Genomic DNA, 17,391 nt, shown 5'->3' on the forward strand with positions numbered 1-17,391 from the left:
TAGCGGGGTCAGCCCCCGCCGATCCAGTGCGCAGCGCCCGCATGACGCAGAACTTTGTCGCAAGATGTATCAGGACCCGCCCCTGTGACACATGGCGACAAAACCCTGCTGTCGCTGACACACATCGCACGCGATGAACGGCTAGATCACGGTCATCGGGGCGCATGCCGCGCCTCTGCCAACCGGATCTTGAAAGGATCATACGATGAAAAACGCAAACATTCTGCCGATGACATTCCTCGCCGTGGCACTGGCTGCAAGCGGCGCGATGGTTGCAACCGCCCAGGAGGCTGCCACCCCCGAGGCAGCCGTGACCCAGTCTGCGCCGACCGACGGCACCGCGACCAAGGCACGCCAACCCCGCGCCGAGCGCGGCGAAGGCCGCAGGGGCCACAACGGGCGTGACGGCGGCCGCAAAATCATGGGCCAGATCATCATGCAGGCCGACACCGATGGCGACGGTGCGCTGACCGTGGCGGAAATCGACGCCTTTCGCACGGCCAAGGTGACCGAGGCTGATACGTCGGGCGACGGAGCACTGACCCTGGAAGAGTTCAACACGCTCTACGCCGAATTCATCCGCGAACGGATGGTCGATGCATTCCAGAACCTGGATGCGGACGGCGATGGCATGATTTCGGCGCAGGAAATGGATAGACGTTTCGATGCGCTGACCCAACGGTTGGACCGCGACGGGGATGGCAACCTGGACCTGGGACGCCGCAACCGCGGCTGAACCTGAACAGGGCGGCACCTGATGGTGCCGCCCTTTTTCATGACCACGACAGGACAAACGCCATGCTGCATCGCCTCAACCCCTATCCGCTCTGGGCCCTGCTGGCCCTGCAACCCGTGCTGTGGATCATCGTCAGTCTGACCTCGGACAATCCGCGCATGATCCATATCCTTGTCCACCCCACGGGCGAATGGGCCGCGCGTCTGCTGATCATCACCCTGATGATGACGCCGCTGGCGATGTTGCTGAAAGGGCGGCCCATCGCGCGCTGGTTGCGCAAGAGCCGCCGCCATTTCGGTGCGGCGTCATTCGTTTACGCAGCAATTCATACGGCGTTCTACCTCATCGACACATCCAGCGTCGCAACAGTCATCGCTGCATTGCCGCGCCTGTATATCTGGACCGGCTGGATCGCCTTTATCATCTTCATCCCACTTGCGCTGACCTCGACTGACGCGATGGTGCGACGTCTGGGCCGCCGCTGGAAGACGCTGCAACGCTGGGTCTATCCTGCTGCCGTGCTGACGCTGGTGCATTGGGCCAGCATCCACGACTGGGACAGCCCCGGTGCCGCGATCGTGCATTTTGCCCCGCTGGCCGCGCTGGAACTATGGCGCCTGTGGTACTGGCAGAGGCACCCGCACAGGCAGGCCACCCCGGCCTGATCCGCAGATTGGTCGCAGGCGGCGCATCACGCGCCGCCTTTGCGCGACGCGCGCCGGATTTGTCGCCTAATTTGCGTCCTGTGGCAGAGCGCCCATTGACGCCAAGCCCCACCCGCCCAAGAAGTGCGCCAACCGTAGATACGACCGAAAAGAGACCCCGATGGATACCTTTGCACTGCGCGTCACCTGCCTATCCCGCCGTGGCATCGTCGCCGCGATCGCCGTGTTTCTGGCAGATCACGGCTGCAACATCACTGACTCCGCGCAATTCGACGACGCGGACACCGGCATGTTTTTCATGCGGGTCAGTTTCCAGTCCGAACAGGGCAAGACCCTGGATGCGCTGACGCAGGCCTTTGGCGCGCTGGCGGCCGATTTCGACATGACGTTCGATTTCTTTGACGAGGCGATCAAGCCAAAGGTCGTGATCATGGTCAGCCGGTTCGGCCATTGCCTGAACGATCTGCTGTATCGCTGGCGCATCGGTGCGCTGCCCATCGAAATCGCAGCCGTGGTTTCGAATCACATGGATTATCAAAAGGTTGTTGTGAATCACGACATCCCGTTCCACTGCATCAAGGTCACAAAGGAAAACAAGCCCGAGGCCGAGGCGCGCATCATGCAGGTGGTCGACGACTCCGGCGCGGACCTGATCGTGCTGGCCCGGTACATGCAGATCCTGTCGGACCAGATGTGCAAACAGATGTCGGGCCGGATCATCAACATCCACCACTCGTTCCTGCCCAGCTTCAAGGGTGCCAACCCCTACAAGCAGGCTTTCGAGCGTGGCGTGAAACTGATCGGGGCGACGTCACACTATGTCACCGCCGATCTGGACGAGGGTCCGATCATCGAACAGGACACGATCCGCGTGACCCATGCGCAATCCGCCAACGATTACGTCAGTCTGGGCCGGGATGTGGAGGCACAGGTGCTGGCCCGCGCGATCCACGCCCATGTGCACGGACGCGTGTTCATCAACGGCAACAAGACGGTGGTCTTTCCCGCCTCGCCGGGGTCCTACACCAGCGAACGGATGGGCTAGGCCTGCCGCAAATGACCGCGATAGCGCACCATCGCCCGCCGGGTGATCGGTGCGCGCAAGGCCACGTCAAAATGGAACAGCCCGCCCACGACGTATTCACGCGCGACCGAAATCGGTAGCAACCACCGCGGCAGCGGGATTGGCCCCAGCCGCCCCGCCTGCACGGGGTAGTGCAGTGCGCCATCCGCAACCGTCAGCCCGATGGCAAATGTGAACGGACCAAAACGTTCGTGCATCACGCCGTCCCGCACCGACAGATGCGACTGAAAACGGTGACGTCCGAATTGCCGGACCCAGGTTTCGCCCTTTGGCGTCACAGTCTTTGTCACCGTCACGGCGATATCGTCCTGCGCCGGCGGAAACCGGAACAACGCGCACAAGAGGCGCGGCCAGATCCCCGGCCCCCGGTCAATCGCACTGCGGCCCTGCCACCGAGAGATCTCTGTCGTCAGGTGGGTGCGCTGAATTTCGGACGGGAGTTTTGCGAAATCATCGTCAAGCACCCGTTTGAAGATCGGCGTTGTCATGTCATCAGCCTGTTCTGGAACGCCGGATCAGGCAGCGCGCACAGATCACCGCGCCCAAAGATCGCGTAGCGATTGCGCGCAAACTGCAGATAAAGCCAATCACGCAGCGGACGCGGCAGGACCAGCAACGCCCCAGCCAACCGTCCCCATCCGCCGTAGCTGCGGGCGGCGTGTATCACGCCCTCCATATTGCGATATGGTACACCTGCATCAACGTACATCCAGCTGACCGGATCGTCGGGATCCATGCCGTAGTGCCGCAGCAGGGCCGCCCCCAGCGGTGTCTGGATCGGGCAAATGCGCACGCGCCCCGTGCGGTCCATCCTGTGGATCATCCGCGCGCCCCAGCTACAGACCGCACATGTGGCGTCCATCACGGCGACCGGGTCCGCATCGTCGAACACCGGCACCTGTGGGTCATGGCGATAGGAATGGAGGTCTGTCATGCGCCCGACTGTCCCGATTTGGGCGCGTCAGCACAAGGTTGGCGTGACGCGCGGCCTGTGCCACGTCGTCACGCCACTGGGTCAGGCCGCGGCCTGCCCCGGTTTCTTACCCAGAATGATCATGCCCAGGATGTCGTCGTCGGTCACATCCTCGACCTTTTCGGTGCCGACCAGCTGGCCGTTCTTCATCACGGACACGCGGTCGCACAATTCCATGACATCGGCGATGTCGTGGCTGATCAGGAAAATGCCCAGACCCTGGCGTTTCAACTCCTGCACCAGCTCGGCCACCATCTGGGTCTCTTGCGGCCCCAGTGCTGCGGTCGGCTCGTCCATGATCAGGATTTTTGCGTCGAAATAAACCGCCCGCGCAATGGCGACGGACTGACGCTGACCGCCCGACAATGCGCTGACCGGTTCCGCGAATTTTTTGAAATTCGGGTTCAGGCGGTGCATGATCTTGCGGGCCTCGGCCTCCATCTGGGCATCGTCCAGCATCCCGGCCCGGGTAATCAGCTCGCGTCCCAGAAACAGGTTGCTGGCCGCATCCAGGTTATCGGCCAGCGCCAACGTCTGGTAGATGGTTTCGATATTATAGGAGCGGGCATCACGGGGGTTGTTGATTTCCGCCTTTTCGCCGTTGACGTAGATCTCACCACTGTCAGCTGCATAGGCGCCGGACAGAATCTTGATCAGCGTCGATTTACCGGCGCCGTTGTGCCCCAGCAGGCCCACCACCTCGCCGGGGTAGAGATCGACAGTGACGTCATCGACAGCCTGAATCCCGCCGAATGCGATCGAGATATTGCGCATCTCGACCAATGGGGTTCCGCTGCGATCAATGTTATTTTGCTCAGCCATGTCAGACCCTTACTTTGACTTGCGACGGTAGAGAATGTCGAGGAACACGGCCAGCACCAGCACGGAACCCACGACGACCTGCTGCATGCCGGCGTCAAATCCGATCAGCACCATGCCCGATTGCAGCGACTGCATCACCAGCGCGCCCAGGATTGCGCCAAAGATCGTGCCGACGCCCCCTGCCAGCGATGTGCCACCGATCACGGCAGCGGCGATAACGTAGAGCTCGTCCAGGGTGCCCAGCGCGTTGGTGGCGGAATTCAGACGCGCCGACGCCACGACAGAGGCCAGACCGGCCAGACCGCCCATGATCGCGAAAATCTTGACCGTCATCCATTTGGTGTCGATGCCGGCAAGGGCGGCCGCCCCGGGGTTGCCACCGATGGCAAAGACGTAGCGCCCGAACCGCGTGCGGGTCAGCAGGAAATTCATGCCCACCGCCACGACCGCAAGGATCAGCACGGGGATCGCGAAACCGTAGCTGATCTGCAGGCCGGTTTCCGGCACGACCACATCATTGGCCGCCGCCCATTGGTTCACGATGCCACGTGGCCAGTAGTACGAATTGACCAGGATCACCGCACCGATCGTCGCGCCACAGCCCAGCAACGCCAAAAAGCTGTCAGCCCAGACCGGACGCTGTTTGAACTGGAACTTGGTCCGCTGACGTCGGCCGTTCAGAACGCCAAAAATGATGCCGCCACAGACGATCAGACCCACGATCCAGCTGCCCGTGGCACCGACCGCGCCATAAGGCCCGCCGCCCAGCAGAGCAAAGGTGCTGTCCACGGGGGAAATCGTCTCGCCGCGTGCGATCAGGAATGCCGCACCGCGCCAGACCAGCAGACCGCCCAGCGTCACGATGAACGCAGGAATGGCACCATAGGCGATCAGCGACCCTTGGAATGCACCGATGATCGCACCGCTCAGAATGCCCGCCAAGACTGCGATGATCCAGATCAACGGATGGCCCAGCCCCAGGATCGGCGGCAGGATATAGACCTGCAACATGCCCATCACGATGGCGCAGAACCCCAGGATGGACCCGACCGACAGGTCGATGTGGCGGGTGATGATGACCAGCACCATGCCCGTCGCCATGATCCCGATGCTCGACGTCTGCACGCTGAGGTTCCACAGGTTGCGCGGCGTCAGAAACGCGCCAAAGTTGTTCACGATGGCCCCGTACATGTGGAAACCGACCCAGATCAGTGCCAGCGCGGCCACCATGCCGATCAGCCGCGTGTCCAGCTCGGTCGCGGTCAGAAACCGGGACCAGGCGCCCGGTCGGTCAGTGCCGGGCGGTGGGTTCGAAGGCGACGCGGGCGTCGAGGCAGTGCTGTCAGTCATGTTCTGTCCTGCGCGTGTAATCTGAGCTGTGAATTGATGGCCCGCAACCGGCGCAAAGGCGCAGCGGTATATGCAGGCAAACATGGTCGCGGCAGCACCGCGTCCATGCGGGTATCCGGCGCGGGAAAGGCCCGCGCCGGAGTGTCGTTTGCCTTACTGGCAGGCTGCGACGGTTTCCATCGCGCCTTCACATGCCTGCTCTTTCGAGATGTGGCCTGCGTCGATCGCGAGGTTCAGGTTGTCGGCCGTGATCGGTGTCGGTGCGAGGAAGATGGCGTTCATTTCCACACCGTTTTCACCACCAGCCCACTTTTGTGCCTCGGGCACGGCGTCCAGTGCGGTGCCACTGGCCAGTGCGACAGCGATATCAGCGGCGCGACCGCCCAGATCCCGGCTGTTTTTCCAGACGGACACAGTCTGCGTGCCACGTGCGACGCGGTTCAGCGCAGCAAGATCGCCGTCCTGGCCACCGACCGGCACGTCCAGACCCTGCGCTGCAAGTGCTGCAATCGCACCACCGGCCATACCGTCGTTCTGGGACAGCACGGCATCGATGTTGTTGTCGTTGGATGTCAGGATCTGTTCCATGTTGCGCTGTGCATTCTCGGGCTTCCAGCCGTCGGTGAATGCCTCACCTGCGATGGTGACGGCACCGCTGTCGATCATCGGCTGCAACACTTCCATCATGCCTTCCAGCAGGAACAGCGCGTTGGGATCACCAGGATCGCCCTTGATGATCGCATAGTTGCCTTCGGGGGCCGCGGCGGACACAGTTTCGGCGATGATCGTGCCGACACCCTTGTTGTCAAAGGTCAGGTAGAACGCACGCTCGTCCTCGATCAGACGGTCGTAACCGACAACGGGGATGCCTTCGGCAGCGGCCTGGTCGATTGCCGGCCCGATTGCGTCCTTGTCCATCGCAAGGATGATCAGCGCGTCAGCACCCTGTGCGATCAGGGCTTCGATATCGGTCAGCTGCTTGGCCGCAGAGGCCTGTGCGTCGGCGGAAATATAGCTTGCGCCAGCCGCCTCCAATGCGGCCTGAATGGCTGCTTCGTCGGTTTTCCAGCGCTCTTCCTGAAAGTTGGACCAGCTCACGCCAACAGTGACGCTGTGGCTTTCGGCCAGCGCGGCAGAACTGAAACCGACCGTCGCGATGACGGCGGCGATAATTGACTTGTTCATTGTGTCCTCCCAGACGGTTGTGCCGCGCAACGCGCGGATTCGGGATCTCCCCCGGTGCACAAGAGCATGCCAGCTTTATTTCAGTTGTCAAAATAAATTACGCTGACGCGTGAAATATTCTTGCCATAACTGTCGCCAATCTGCGTAATGCGTTGCATGCACGGCAGTGGAGGGCCGTGCGATACGAATAATGGCTGCTTGCGGCGATTATTTTCTTCGGGAGGTAAAGAAATGGATGCGGTAGCGCCCGACATCAGCGCGGTGCCGGGGTGTGGACCACTCGTCGGAACGCAGGACGGTCAAACCCTGTCCCTGCGCCAGCAGGTCTTTGCCCATGTGCGCGCCGTCGGGCAGACATCGCGGGCAGAAATCGCGCGCGGTCTCGACGTCTCTGCGGGATCGGTGACGGCGATCACTGCCGACCTGATCCAGCTGGGTCTGCTGACAGAATGCACGGCACCCGCCCGTGAACAGGGCCGCGGACGTCCACCTGTCGCCCTGTCCGTTGTCCCCGGCTTTGCCTGCGTCGTGGGTGTCAAGATCGCCGATGCCAGCCTGTCCGCGGTCCTGACCGATTTTGCCGGGATCACACGTGCCGACATCAGCAGACCCAGCGCCCGCAGCCGCAAGACACCCGATGACCTGATCGCGGAACTGGCCGATCTGATTTCGGACCTGATCGCGCGTGCGGGACTGACCATGGCGGACATTTCCGGGATCGGGCTGGGCCTGTCCGGGATCGTCGATCATGAAACCGGTATCGTGCCGTGGTCGCCCTTGCTATGGGGCGTCGACATACCGCTGGCACAGCTGGCGCGCGCCCGTTTCGGCGTGCCCGTCACGCTGGATAACGATGCGAATGTGCTGACGCTTGCAGAACTGTGGTTCGGTCAGGGGCGCAATCGCCCCGATTTTGCGGTCGTCACCATCGAACATGGTGTCGGCATGGGACTGGTGCTGAACAACCGCCTGTTCCGCGGCAGCCGCGGCATGGGGCTGGAGCTGGGCCACACCAAGGTTGCGCTGGACGGTGCGCTGTGCCGCTGTGGTCAGCGTGGCTGCCTCGAGGCCTATCTGGCGGATTATGCATTGGCCCGCGAGGCCGCAACCGCGTTGAACGATACGGACCCCACGACAGACCCCGGACATCTGATCGAACGGCTCTATGCGCAGGCGCAGGCGGGTAATCTGGCGGCGCGCACGATCTTTGACCGTGCGGGGCGCTATCTGGCGGTCGGGCTGGCCAATGTGGTCCAGCTGTTCGATCCCGCGCTCGTGATCCTCGCGGGGGAACGGATACGCTACAATTACCTTTTTTCACAGGATGTTGTGACCGACATGGAAACCCTGACCCTGACCGAAGGCCGGTCGCATTGCCAGATTGTGACCCATGTCTGGGATGATCTGGTCTGGGCGCGCGGTGCTGCGGCGCTGGCGCTGTCGGCGCTGACCGACAGACTGTTGTCGGCATGATCCGGGCGTTGATCCTGATGGTCTGGGCGGCGCCTGCCGCAGCACAGGTCAGTTTCACCGACGTCTCGGACAGGCTGGGCGATCATGTCTATGACGGCGGCTGGGAACATTTTGTCGGCGGTGGCGTGGCGGTCATGGATTGCGACGGGGACGCGCGGCCCGATATCTTTGCCGCAGGCGGCAGCAATCCCGCGGCCCTGTGGCGCAATACAGGTGATATGCAATTCGCGCCGATGCCCCTGCCCACGCTGACCGGCGTCACGGGGGCCTATCCGCTGGATATCGACGCCGATGGCCACATGGATCTCTATGTGATGCGCGTGGGTCCCGATGTGGCCCTGCGCGGTGGTCCCGATTGTACCTTTACCGATGCCACGGACCTGTGGGGCCTGCCGCAGACCGATCAATGGACAACCGCCTTTACTGCCTGGTGGGAGGACGACAACCGCCCGGTCATGGCAGTGGGCCACTATGTTGATCGCGCAGATCCCGACGGCCCGTTCGAGGCCTGCGACACCAACACGATCCTGCGCCCGACACCCAAAGGCTACCGGGCGGATACCCTTGATCCCGGGTTTTGCGCCCTGTCGATGCTGGCCGCCACCGACGCGCGTGGCCGCATGGCGCTGCGAATCTCCAACGACCGGCATTATTACGTCCGGACCGGGTACGAACAGATGTGGGACATCGCGGACCGCCGGTTCCTGGGCCAGGCCGACGGCTGGGAGGATGTTTCGCTCTGGGGCATGGGAATCGCCAGTGCCGATCTGACAGGCGACGGCCGCGACGAGGTGATGCTGACCTCAATGGGGGATCAATTGATGCAACTGGCGCAGCCAGATGGCACCTACACGCGCGCGCCGTTCGGGCTGGGCACCTATGCGCAGCGCCCGTTCATCGGTGACGACGGACGCCCCTCGACGGGCTGGCACGCGGAATTCGGCGACGTGAACAATGATGCGCGCCCCGATCTGTTCATTGCCAAGGGCAATGTCGACCAAATGCCGACCAATGCGATGGCCGACCCCAACAATATGCTGATCCAGAAACCGGACGGCAGCTTTACCGAGACAGCCGAAGCGGCAGGTGTCGCCGATACCGCACGGGCACGTGGCGCAGCGCTGGCGGATTTCGACGGTGACGGTCTGCTGGATTTGGTCGTCGTCAACAGACGGGCCAATATCCTGCTGTTCCAGAACACGACGCAGCAGGCGGGCCACTGGATCGGATTGTCACTCAGCCAGCCCGGCGGCAACCGCAATGCAATCGGCGCGCGGGTCAGCGTGACAACGGACCAGGGCACCCAGATCAGGGAACTGCGGGTCGGCGGCGGGCACGCCGGCGGACAAGCCCTGCCGCTGCACGTAGGGCTTGGCCATGCCAAGCAGGCCGACGTCACGATCACCTGGACCGATGGCACCACGTCACGCGCCACCTATGCCGCGGGCCGCATCCACAGCATCCAGCGCCCCTGACCCGCCTCGCAGGTCAGGGACCCGGTGCCAATCCCCGTATCATCTTGCCAAAAATACTCCCGCCGGAGGCACCCACAGTCGCCACCGGCGCACCGCTTGGTCAGTTTGGAACAGGCAGACCCGACGGGACGCTGTCCGGTACGCCCAACCGCCCGTCTATCGCCACAGGATCGGTCAGCGTGTCCAGAAACGCGACCAGTGCCGCGATGTCAGTATCGGATAGTGCGACCGGCGCGACCGTGACGGCCGCCACGATGGCGCTCAATTGTTCGGTATCCTGCAGCGCGCGCGCATCCGCTACCGGCAGGTCTGGCAGGGCCGCCTGCCCCAAATCATAGCGTGCAAGTGCCGCCACAGGATCCGCGTGATCGGCAATGAAACCGGCCAGTGTCGCATGGCTGCCTGCGTGCCCGTATGGTGCGGTCAGTGCGATGTTGCGCAGGCTGGGTGTCCGGAACGCATAGAGATCACCCGGGTTGCCCGTCACCTCGGCACGGCCCCGGTCGTCATAGCGCGTCTCGAACCGTGCCCCCTTGCCCGGTCCGATCTGCGGAACCCCCATGGCGTGGAAATCATGGTCCGTCAGAAACGGGCCGCTGTGGCAATCCGCGCAGCCCGCAGCCCCGTAGAACAGATCCATTCCGTGCTGTGCCGCGCCCGTCAGTCTGGTCTCGCCACGCAGCACCGCGTCGAATGGCGCTGTGTCGGACCGCCATTCCAGCGCCATGAAGGCCGCGACGGCATCAGAGATATCGGTGAAACCGATGTCATCGGCCGTTTCGATATCGTCAAAGGCCGCGATGAACATTTCCGTATAGGCGGGCACCGCCGCCACCTTGCGCGAGATCAGATCCCAGGCCCCGTCCGGACCGGTCAACCGCCCCTGCCGTACCGCCAGGGCGATCGGGTTTTCCTGATAGTGTCCCGCCATTTCGTCGGGGCTGAGCACCGGGAACATCGTTTGTGCCGACAGCAAGGAGGCGAAACCGCTGGCCATGTCCTCGGCCAGTGGCGTGCGCAGCCCGCCGGGGCGGCTGTCGTCCACGGCGATGCGCCCATCATGGAATAGGGTCGTGAATTCATGGGCACCCAGATTGAACAGCGCGGGCGCGTTGCGCGGGATGCGTTGTTCGGGCAGGTTGTCAGGGTCCGCGCGCCTGTCCGGACCCAGCCCCGTGGCCCCGTCGCCCAGCCCCAATGACAGCCCATCGCCGGTGCCGAATTTGGGATGATGGCAGGTGGCGCAGGCGACCTGATCGCTGCCCGACAGGATCGGATCGTAAAACAGCAATTGACCCAGTTCAGCCTGCGCAGGATCCACCGGCGCGTAATCGGCATTCGTGATCGCAGGCGGCAACACCGTATCGGCAGCCCAGACCGCACCGGCAAGCATCGTCACCGCACCTGCGCCCAACATCCGTTTCTTCACTGATTGTCCTCCACCCTCGGGCGTAGAATGCATCAGCGCAGAACGTCGGGCAACGCGATATTGCGCGTCAGGCGCTGAGACTTTTATGATGCGCCTCAAGCACTGAGGCGACGCGCCGGATCAGATGCCTCGACCGGGACCAGCGCGCGGACCAGATCGCGCATGTGCAGCAGGCCGACCTGTTGGCCGTCCTGCATCACACGGTAATGCAGATTGGTGTCGCCCTCTGACATGGCAATCACGCGTTCAAGGTTGGAATTAGCGTCCACCTCGCCTGCGATGTTCGGCACTTCGGTCGTGGTCGGCTTCATCACCGACCGCACCCGCAGCACACGCGCGCGATTGATGTCAGCGATAAAGTCCATGATGTAGGGATCATTGGGGTGCAGCAGGATATCCTGCGGCTCGCCTTGCTGGATGACTGCGCCGTCCTTGAGGATCACGAGGTGATCCGCCAGTTTCAGCGCCTCGTCCAGATCATGCGTGATAAAGACGATGGTCTTGTGCAACTCGCGCTGCAATTCCAGCAGCAGGTCCTGCATATCCGTGCGGATCAGCGGGTCGAGGGCGGAAAATGCCTCGTCCATCAGCATGATCTCACTGTCGGAGGCCAGCGCGCGGGCGATGCCGACACGCTGCTGCATGCCGCCCGACAATTGGTTCGGATAATGCCCGCCGTAACCGTCAAGGCCAACGCGTTCCAGCCACTTGTTGCCCTCAATATCGGCGGCAGCGGCATTTTCACCGCGCACGCGGCGCGCCATGCCGGCGTTTTCCAACACCGTGCGATGCGGGAACAGCGCGAATTTCTGAAACACCATGGACATGGTGTTCTGGCGCAGGCTGTGCAGCTTGGTCTCGTTGTAGGACAGCACGTCCTCGCCGTTGACGATGATTTCGCCGGCGGTAGGTTCGATCAGGCGATTGAGGTGCCGGATCAGCGTCGATTTGCCGGATCCAGACAATCCCATGATGACCGTCACCTCGCCTGCACGAATATCGACGTTGATATCCTGCAGGCCCAGCACGTGATGATGCTGTTCCAGCAGTTCGGGTTTACCCAGCCCCGCGCGGACGTGTTCCAGCGCGGCCTTGGGATTGTCGCCGAAAATCTTGTAGAGGTTGCGGATCGAAACCTTGATGTCTTTTTGCTCTGTCATGGTTTCACTGCTCGCTCGTATTGATGCGGCCCAGTGCCGCCTTGGTTGCGCGGTCCAGCAGGATCGCCAGCAGCACGATGCAGAAACCCGCGACAAGCCCGACGCCCAGTTCCAGATTGTTGATGCCGCGCAGCACCAGACGGCCCAGCCCCGGTGCGGACACCAGCGACGCGATCACGACCATGGCGAGGCTCATCATGATGGTCTGGTTGATGCCGGCCATGATGTTGGGCAAGGCCAGCGGAATCTGCACGCCCGTCAGCTTTTGTCGGCTGGACATGCCGAATGCGTCGGCCGCCTCGATCACGTCCTTGTCCACCAGCCTGATCCCGAGGTCGGTCAGTCGAATGACCGGCACGATGGCGTAGAGGATGATCGCGATACCGTAGAGCTTGCTCTCGGTCACGGAGAACAGGAAAATCAGGGGGATCAGATAGACAAAGGTCGGCAGCGTTTGCAGCATGTCGAGAATTGGTATCGTGAGGCGCTGCATCGTGTTGCTCTTGGACATGGCGATGCCGATTGGCACGCCAAGGACGACCGAGAAGATCGTACAGACAAACACGATCGACAGCGTCGCAATCGCCGCGTCGTAATGATCGATCATCGCCATGAACAGGAACGAGAACGTCACCAGCACCAGCACCCCGACGGACCGTGCGGTGAACCAGGTCAGCAGCATCAGCAGCGTGATCATGATGAACCACGGCGTTGCCTGAAACCAGACCAGCGCCTGATCCAGCAGCCAACCCAATGGTGCCGTGATGGGGTCCAGCACGAACCGCAGCTCGTCCTTGATCCCGATAAAGCTTTGTTCGACCGCTTCGGTCATGTCGCGGGTGCGCGGAATGGTGTTGCAGGACCCGTGCAGCACGTCGAGCGACGGAAACGGCGTATCCATCAACGGCGTGGCGGCGGCGCTGTTGTCGGCCCCCGTGGCCTGCGCCATCAGTTCGGCCATCGTCATCGGTCCGCCGGTGGCTTCGCCACACCAGTCCTGCAGGCCAAGCGCCTCAAAGAATTTGTCGTAAAAGGCCATGAAACACCCGTCCCGTTCGCGCAAATGCAAAGGCCAGCGTAACGCGGCCTTTGCCATTCATGATGAAAAGGCCCCTGCCGTCAGGCAAGGGCCGATTTTCGGATTACTGGATCAGGCCGGCCAGATTGGTGGCTGCCTCTTCGTTCAGCCACTGCGACCAGACGTCAGAGTTGTTGGTGATGAAGTAGACAGCGGCCTCTTCGGCAGAGGCGTTGTTTTCCTCTTTCCATGCCAGCACTTCACCCATCTGGTTGTTCGTGAACGACACCTTGGACATCATCTCGGCGATCTCGGGGTTTTCGTCCTGGAACGTGGTTGTAACGACCGTTTTGACCGGACCCACGGGATAAGAGCTCAGGCCGACCTCTTCACACTCCGGGTTGGAGTTACAGGTGTGGATCTCTTCGTTGTATTCGCCCAGATCGACCATGGTCATGTCATACTTGCCCAGCACGGACGTCGGTGCCCAGTAGTAGCCCAGCCAAGGTTCCTGGTTTTCAAAAGCAGCCGCGATGGATGCTGCCATCGTCTCACCGGACCCGTGCTGAAAGATTTCGTAGCCGTCATCGGCCAGACCGGCGGCCTGCGTCAGCGCGGTGTTCGTGTTCTTGCAGCCCCAACCATCGGGGCAGTTGTGGAAACGGTTGTCCAGCAGTTCGGGGTTTGCCTTCACGCCTTCCAGCGTGGCCAGTTCCGGGTGTTCCTCGACCAGATAGGTCGGCACCCACCAGCCCTCGACACCGCCGTCGGACAGCACGTCGCCCAGCGTGACGATGCGACCGGCCTCGGACAGCTCGCCATAGGCGGGGGTGCCGTTGATCCACAACTCGGTCACGATGTCAGGCTTGCCGGTTTCGGACACCGACGCCAGCGACGTGACAGTCGCGGACGGCACCGTGGTGACAGTGCAGCCATAGCCCTGTTCCATCAGAAATTTCGACACATAGGTTACGACAGCAGAGCTGTCCCAGTTCATCTCGGTGATCGACACCTCGCCACAGTCGGCAAGCGCCATGGTCGGTGCTGCAAATGCGACGGCAGAAGCCAGTAGTGCTTTTTTCATGAATACATCCCTGTTTTGCGCCGGTCGCGATCAGAACAATCGGCGTCGTTTTTATGATAGGTGTAAAAGACAATAGCCTGTCCTCTATTGCAACCCTGACACCCGACTGATTCAAACAAATGAAATGAACGGCGGGCTGTTTGGACAAAGCGCCGTAACGTCACCCGACAGAACAGGACTGCATGTGACCCATCCCAACATCCTTATCATCATGGTCGATCAGCTGAATGGGACGTTGTTTCCCGATGGCCCCGCCCCCTGGCTGCACGCGCCGAACCTGAAACGTTTGGCCGCGCAGTCGGTACGGTTCGCCAATTGCTACACGGCCTCGCCCCTATGTGCGCCGGGCCGTGGTGGGTTCATGTCGGGCCAGTTGCCATCGGTGACAGGCATCTACGACAATGCCGCCGAATTTCCGTCGGACTTGCCCACCTACGCCCATCACCTGCGGCGCGCTGGCTATCAGACGTGTCTGTCAGGCAAGATGCACTTCGTCGGTCCCGACCAGTTGCACGGGATCGAGGAACGGACGACGACCGACATCTACCCCGCCGATTTCGGCTGGACGCCGGACTATCGCAAACCAGGCGAACGCATCGACTGGTGGTATCACAACATGGGGTCCGTCACCGGGGCCGGCGTGGCCGAAACCACCAACCAGATGGAATACGATGACGAGGTTGCCTATCACGCGGTGCGCAAGATCCGCGAATACGGGCGCGGACTGGACCCGCGGCCCTGGTGCCTGACGGCCAGCTTTACCCATCCGCATGACCCCTATGTCGCGCGGCAGAAATACTGGGATTTGTATAACGATTGCGCGCACCTGGACCCCGAGGTTGCAGCACTTGACTATGCCGATCACGACCCCCACAGCCAGCGCATTTTCGATGCGAACAACTGGCGCGATTTCGACATCACGGACCGCGACATCCGCCGGTCACGTCAGGCCTATTTCGCCAACATCTCTTATCTAGATGACAAGATTGGAGAGATGCTGGACGCCCTCGCGGCGACGCGCCAGGAGGCGGTGATCTTGTTCGTCTCTGACCACGGCGACATGCTGGGCGAACGCGGTCTGTGGTTCAAGATGAGCTTTCGCGAGGGGTCAGCCCGCGTGCCGATGATGATCAGTGCGCCGGGGCTGACACCCGGTCTGGTCACTGACGCCGTGTCCAATATCGACGTCTGCCCGACCTTGTGTGATCTGGCGGGGATTTCCATGGCCGAGGTCATGCCATGGACCCAAGGCGAAAGCCTGATCCCGGTGGCAAACGGCACCCCGCGCAGCACGCCAGTCGCGATGGAATACGCAGCAGAGGCCAGCTATGCCCCGATGGTCGCATTGGTGCAGGACGGTTGGAAATATACGCGTTGCGCACTGGACCCTGACCAGCTGTTTGATCTGAACACCGACCCGCATGAAATGGTGAACCGCGCGGATGATCCCGCAGCGCAGGCCGTCATGGACCATATGCGCGCCATGGCCGATGCGCGCTGGAACCTGGACCAGTTCGACGCAGACGTGCGCAAATCACAGGCCCGCCGCTGGGTCGTCTACGAGGCCCTGCGCCAGGGCGGCTACTATCCGTGGGATTTCCAGCCACTGCAAAAGGCGTCCGAAAGGTTCATGCGCAATCACATGGACCTGAACGAGGTCGAGGAAAACGCCCGATATCCGCGCGGCGAATAGCACCGGGCGCGCGGCCCGGTGCTGCTCGCGTCCTAGAAAAACGCCTGCAAGCCGGTCATTGCACGCCCCAGGATCAGCGCGTGAACGTCATGCGTGCCCTCGTAGGTGTTGACGGTTTCCAGATTGATCATGTGGCGCATGATGTGGAATTCGTCGGAAATTCCGTTGCCGCCGTGCATGTCGCGGCTGTGACGGGCGATATCCAGCGCCTTGCCGCAGTTGTTGCGTTTGATCAGGCTGATCATTTCGGGTGCGGCCTGACCTGTGTCCATCAACCGACCGACCTGCAACGCGGCCTGCAGGCCCAGCGAGATCTCGGTTTGCATATCCGCCAGCTTTTTCTGGAATAGCTGTGTCTGCGCCAATGGTTTGCCGAATTGCTTACGATCCAGACCGTATTGCCGGGCGGCGTGGAAACAGAACTCTGCGGCCCCCATCGTGCCCCAAGCGATGCCATATCGCGCACGGTTCAGACAGCCGAACGGCCCCTTGAGGCCCTGCACACCCGGCAGCAGCGCATCCTCGCCGACGGCCACGTCCTTCATCACGATCTCGCCGGTGGTCGAGGCACGCAGCGACAGCTTGCCACCGATCTTGGGCGCGGACAGGCCATCCATCCCCTTTTCCAGCACAAAGCCACGGATCTTGCCGTCATGCGCCTCGGATTTGGCCCAGACGACAAAGACATCCGCGAATGGTGCGTTGGAAATCCACATCTTGGACCCGTTCAGCACATATCCGTCGGCGGTTTTCCTGGCCGTCGTTTTCATGCCACCCGGATCGGACCCCGCGTCGGGTTCTGTCAGGCCAAAACAGCCGATCAGTTCACCGCTGACCAGACCGGGCAGATATTTCTTGCGCTGCTCTTCGGACCCGTAGGCGTGAATCGGATACATCACCAACGAGGATTGAACCGACATCATCGACCGATAGCCGCTGTCCACACGTTCCACCTCGCGTGCGATCAACCCGTAGGTGACATAGGACGCACCCAGCCCGCCGTATTCTTCGGGGATCGTGCAGCCCAGCAGACCCGCCTGCCCCATCAGCGGGAACAGTTCAGGTGCCGCTGCCTCGTCCCGGTAGGCCTGCGTGATGCGCGGTTGCAATTCAGACTGGGCAAAGTCGCGGGCGGCATCGCGCAGCATCCGCTCGTCCTCGGTCAGCTGGGTTTCCAGCAGCAGCGCGTCGCTCCAGTCAAAGCTGCCCAGGTCGGGGCCCATGCCAATCATGTCTTTTGCCAT

The 17,391-nt window shown here is 62.0% G+C and carries 16 protein-coding genes; 6 read left to right on the forward strand and 10 right to left on the reverse strand.

Features of this window, described 5'->3' with window-relative positions; all coding sequences use genetic code 11:
• Positions 1 to 205: 205 nt before the first annotated feature.
• From LGQ03_RS03895 to purU, 3 genes are all read left to right on the forward strand, one after another.
• Positions 206 to 736, forward strand: a complete 531-nt coding sequence (locus LGQ03_RS03895) for an EF-hand domain-containing protein (protein WP_226747328.1) — start codon at positions 206 to 208, stop codon at positions 734 to 736.
• A 62-nt stretch (positions 737 to 798) separates the two neighbouring features.
• Positions 799 to 1,401, forward strand: coding sequence for a protein-methionine-sulfoxide reductase heme-binding subunit MsrQ (locus tag LGQ03_RS03900; protein WP_226747329.1), 603 nt, complete (start codon positions 799 to 801; stop codon positions 1,399 to 1,401).
• Between the two features lie 160 nt (positions 1,402 to 1,561).
• Complete coding sequence (purU, locus tag LGQ03_RS03905; RefSeq protein ID WP_226747330.1) at positions 1,562 to 2,446, forward strand: formyltetrahydrofolate deformylase; 885 nt, start codon at positions 1,562 to 1,564, stop codon at positions 2,444 to 2,446.
• On the opposite strand, the gene LGQ03_RS03910 is transcribed toward purU, so the two are convergent.
• The 5 genes from LGQ03_RS03910 to LGQ03_RS03930 all read right to left on the reverse strand — a co-directional run bounded on the left by LGQ03_RS03910 (position 2,443) and on the right by LGQ03_RS03930 (position 6,815).
• Positions 2,443 to 2,973: a DUF4166 domain-containing protein gene (locus LGQ03_RS03910; RefSeq protein ID WP_226747331.1), complete on the reverse strand. Its 531-nt coding sequence runs from the start codon at positions 2,971 to 2,973 to the stop codon at positions 2,443 to 2,445. The genes purU and LGQ03_RS03910 overlap by 4 nt on opposite strands.
• Positions 2,970 to 3,419 carry a thiol-disulfide oxidoreductase DCC family protein gene (locus LGQ03_RS03915; RefSeq protein ID WP_226747332.1) on the reverse strand — a complete coding sequence of 150 codons (450 nt, stop codon included), beginning with the start codon at positions 3,417 to 3,419 and terminating at the stop codon, positions 2,970 to 2,972. The genes LGQ03_RS03910 and LGQ03_RS03915 overlap by 4 nt, the downstream gene beginning before the upstream one ends.
• Before the next feature lie 81 nt (positions 3,420 to 3,500).
• Entirely contained in the window at positions 3,501 to 4,280 is a 780-nt protein-coding gene (locus LGQ03_RS03920) for an ATP-binding cassette domain-containing protein (RefSeq protein WP_090160048.1), read from the reverse strand.
• 9 nt (positions 4,281 to 4,289) lie between these two features.
• Positions 4,290 to 5,630 (reverse strand): sugar ABC transporter permease, encoded by a 1,341-nt coding sequence (locus LGQ03_RS03925; protein ID WP_226747333.1) that lies wholly within the window; start codon positions 5,628 to 5,630, stop codon positions 4,290 to 4,292.
• A 153-nt stretch (positions 5,631 to 5,783) separates the two neighbouring features.
• Complete coding sequence (locus LGQ03_RS03930) at positions 5,784 to 6,815, reverse strand: substrate-binding domain-containing protein (protein WP_090160050.1); 1,032 nt, start codon at positions 6,813 to 6,815, stop codon at positions 5,784 to 5,786.
• Between the two features lie 231 nt (positions 6,816 to 7,046).
• On the opposite strand from LGQ03_RS03930, the gene LGQ03_RS03935 reads away from it, so the two are divergent.
• Complete coding sequence (locus LGQ03_RS03935) at positions 7,047 to 8,288, forward strand: ROK family protein (RefSeq protein WP_226747334.1); 1,242 nt, start codon at positions 7,047 to 7,049, stop codon at positions 8,286 to 8,288.
• On the forward strand, positions 8,285 to 9,763 hold the full coding sequence (locus LGQ03_RS03940) for a CRTAC1 family protein (protein WP_226747335.1): 1,479 nt from the start codon (positions 8,285 to 8,287) through the stop codon (positions 9,761 to 9,763). Before LGQ03_RS03935 ends, LGQ03_RS03940 begins: the two co-directional genes overlap by 4 nt.
• A 100-nt stretch (positions 9,764 to 9,863) precedes the next feature.
• On the opposite strand, the gene LGQ03_RS03945 is transcribed toward LGQ03_RS03940, so the two are convergent.
• The 4 genes from LGQ03_RS03945 to LGQ03_RS03960 all read right to left on the reverse strand — a co-directional run bounded on the left by LGQ03_RS03945 (position 9,864) and on the right by LGQ03_RS03960 (position 14,454).
• Positions 9,864 to 11,180 carry a cytochrome-c peroxidase gene (locus LGQ03_RS03945; RefSeq protein ID WP_404807550.1) on the reverse strand — a complete coding sequence of 439 codons (1,317 nt, stop codon included), beginning with the start codon at positions 11,178 to 11,180 and terminating at the stop codon, positions 9,864 to 9,866.
• Between the two features lie 107 nt (positions 11,181 to 11,287).
• On the reverse strand, positions 11,288 to 12,352 hold the full coding sequence (locus LGQ03_RS03950) for a quaternary amine ABC transporter ATP-binding protein (protein ID WP_090160053.1): 1,065 nt from the start codon (positions 12,350 to 12,352) through the stop codon (positions 11,288 to 11,290).
• A gap of 4 nt (positions 12,353 to 12,356) precedes the next feature.
• On the reverse strand, positions 12,357 to 13,391 hold the full coding sequence (locus LGQ03_RS03955) for an ABC transporter permease (protein WP_226747336.1): 1,035 nt from the start codon (positions 13,389 to 13,391) through the stop codon (positions 12,357 to 12,359).
• A 103-nt stretch (positions 13,392 to 13,494) separates the two neighbouring features.
• Positions 13,495 to 14,454 (reverse strand): ABC transporter substrate-binding protein, encoded by a 960-nt coding sequence (locus LGQ03_RS03960; protein WP_226747337.1) that lies wholly within the window; start codon positions 14,452 to 14,454, stop codon positions 13,495 to 13,497.
• Between the two features lie 184 nt (positions 14,455 to 14,638).
• Here LGQ03_RS03960 and betC point away from each other — a divergent pair, with 184 nt between their 5' ends.
• The gene (gene betC, locus LGQ03_RS03965; RefSeq protein WP_226747338.1) at positions 14,639 to 16,147 is read left to right on the forward strand and encodes a choline-sulfatase; all 1,509 of its coding nucleotides are present in this window, start codon (positions 14,639 to 14,641) and stop codon (positions 16,145 to 16,147) included.
• A gap of 32 nt (positions 16,148 to 16,179) precedes the next feature.
• Here the strand turns inward: betC and LGQ03_RS03970 are convergent, their stop codons facing one another.
• Positions 16,180 to 17,391 carry an acyl-CoA dehydrogenase gene (locus tag LGQ03_RS03970; RefSeq protein WP_226747339.1) on the reverse strand — a complete coding sequence of 404 codons (1,212 nt, stop codon included), beginning with the start codon at positions 17,389 to 17,391 and terminating at the stop codon, positions 16,180 to 16,182.

The organism is Loktanella gaetbuli (assembly GCF_020531945.1).
GTDB classification, from domain to species: domain Bacteria; phylum Pseudomonadota; class Alphaproteobacteria; order Rhodobacterales; family Rhodobacteraceae; genus Loktanella; species Loktanella gaetbuli.